Source organism: Vibrio sp. 661 (assembly GCF_033339315.1).
Classification (GTDB): domain Bacteria; phylum Pseudomonadota; class Gammaproteobacteria; order Enterobacterales; family Vibrionaceae; genus Vibrio; species Vibrio alginolyticus.
The window spans coordinates 1-1,829 of the sequence record NZ_JAWOUJ010000046.1; the positions used below are offsets into that span (position 1 = coordinate 1).

Genomic DNA, 1,829 nt, shown 5'->3' on the forward strand with positions numbered 1-1,829 from the left:
CGTCCCGTGGACTCGGATTTACTTCGCCAGAAGGTCGTAGTGTGTACAGTTCGTGAGCGCGTAGACCCGCTTCATGACAAAGTTGTGTTGAGAGAGCATGTTGCTCGGTTTGGTTCTGAATGATCGCATTGACCTGTTCTGGCGTGTAAGAACGAGAGTTTTCAATAGTTTCTTTTTTAGATGTAGGAAGCTCTTTGGGTGGGTATAGTGTTTGATTGGGTTCTAACTTATGTGTGACATGCTGCATCATTGTTTGTATTGCCTGACGATCCATGTCGATTGTGCTTTGTTTACATTCGTGAGCGCGTAACTCTATGTAGTTTTTTGCTTGTTCTGGGGTTAGTTCTCTTAGAGAGCCAAGCTTGAACTCTTTCAGATAATCGCAACAGGTTTTCAATGCTTGTTCGTAGTTCCTCGCCGTTCCCACCGATTCTATGGCATTACCTTTCCCCTGCATTTCTTTCATGACAGAAGCGGCTTGTTTTTCTGATTTTGCGAAGTGCCCTTTAGCCATTGCGTGTTACTCCGATGGAATGGATATATCGGAGGATGGTACTGCGAGCTGCATATTGCTTGTGTTCAGTTTGGAGGTGCAGAGCAATCAGTTCTAAAGATGCGCCATGCTTGTACATTTTGGCGATTTCAGAACGGAACGGTTCAAGTTTAGAGGTGCGTTTCTTATAGTTTTTGCCTTTGCGTAAAGCACGGGTCTTTTTTGCAGCTTCGGTCGCTGCTACTGGATCAAAGCTCATAAAAATCTCGATGTGGGCGTAAGAACTAGCTAAATATTTTCGTAAAAATATCCAGACGGCATTGCCGTTCGCCAATTTTGCTTTTTTTCGTATAGCAAGGCCGACTGTTCACACCTTTTCACGTTCACTTTCCGCCAGTGAAGTGCGTACTGATTTTTGTGTTTCGCTGCTTTGAGAAGCACCGTTGGTATCAGTAATTAAAACCAACGTGTACGGTGTTAACTAGGCCGTACTCCCCTGAGGCAAAATCATTTTTTAGTTCTCTGACTAAGCGCGGATTTGATTTTCGCAGACCAAACCAAGGAGGTTGTAGAGGTCAGGTTCCTGCATAAGCAGCAGTGGGCTATGGAAATTCCATTGTGACATTTTCACGTTTTATCTGCAATATTGTTTTGTTGCAGGCTTTTTGTTGCGTGAAATTATATAAAAGCTTATTAAAGCTCGCGCTATGTGGAATTTTTAAATTCTACATAGCGCGAGTAGGCTCGCGAAATTTGCGAAAAGTACCGCCTGAATTGCGTAGCAACAGGGCGGTGCTTTGAGTGAATTTGACGGGGTTAGGGGCAGTAGCCCCTCACGAACTGACGCGCTGCGCTTGTCGCATCACTAGCCCAAGATAAACTGCAAGTTTATCCTGGGCCGGTGATGTGCATTTTGAACGCTAGGCGTTTTTGAGCTGCATGATCAAGAGCCAAACTTAGGAAACAAAACGCTGATGGTAAGGTGGATAAAAGAATCTATGAGAAAGAGGCTGTTATGTTTATTCGAGTTATTTTTACAGCATTATCATTTTGCGCTGTTTTCATTGTGGTGAGTGACAACATACCGGGTTGGGGGAATGCTTTGGGGTGGAGTTACATCTTGGGTATGTTGGCTCTGGGGGTAATAACATTGAAAGCCGAACAGCTCATGGCATGGTGTGATAAGCAATTAGCGAAAAAGAGAAAATGAAGAGGTATACTAGGTGTGTTAATAATTAACACATGGTGATTTTATGGCTAGAACAACAAGCGTCACAATCGGAGAATCTCTTGATTGTTTTATCGAAAGAATGATCGCAACAGGTCGTTATGGCTC

The 1,829-nt window shown here is 43.7% G+C and carries 3 protein-coding genes and 1 pseudogene; 2 read left to right on the plus strand and 2 right to left on the minus strand.

Annotated features, from left to right (window positions below; genetic code table 11):
- Together R7P69_RS24510 and R7P69_RS24515 are read right to left on the minus strand one after the other, a co-directional pair.
- Nucleotides 1-514 (minus strand): annotated as a pseudogene (locus R7P69_RS24510) (site-specific integrase); the annotation flags it as partial.
- Nucleotides 507-752, minus strand: coding sequence for a hypothetical protein (locus tag R7P69_RS24515; protein WP_169573145.1), 246 nt, complete (start codon nucleotides 750-752; stop codon nucleotides 507-509). The gene R7P69_RS24515 and the pseudogene R7P69_RS24510, both read right to left, overlap by 8 nt.
- A 723-nt stretch (nucleotides 753-1,475) precedes the next feature.
- Between R7P69_RS24515 and R7P69_RS24520 the strand changes: the two genes are divergently transcribed.
- Together R7P69_RS24520 and R7P69_RS24525 are read left to right on the plus strand one after the other, a co-directional pair.
- Nucleotides 1,476-1,703 carry a hypothetical protein gene (locus tag R7P69_RS24520; RefSeq protein WP_225452192.1) on the plus strand — a complete coding sequence of 76 codons (228 nt, stop codon included), beginning with the start codon at nucleotides 1,476-1,478 and terminating at the stop codon, nucleotides 1,701-1,703.
- 43 nt (nucleotides 1,704-1,746) lie between these two features.
- The coding region (locus tag R7P69_RS24525) for a type II toxin-antitoxin system ParD family antitoxin (RefSeq protein WP_318121720.1) at nucleotides 1,747-1,829 on the plus strand (83 nt) is incomplete at its 3' end.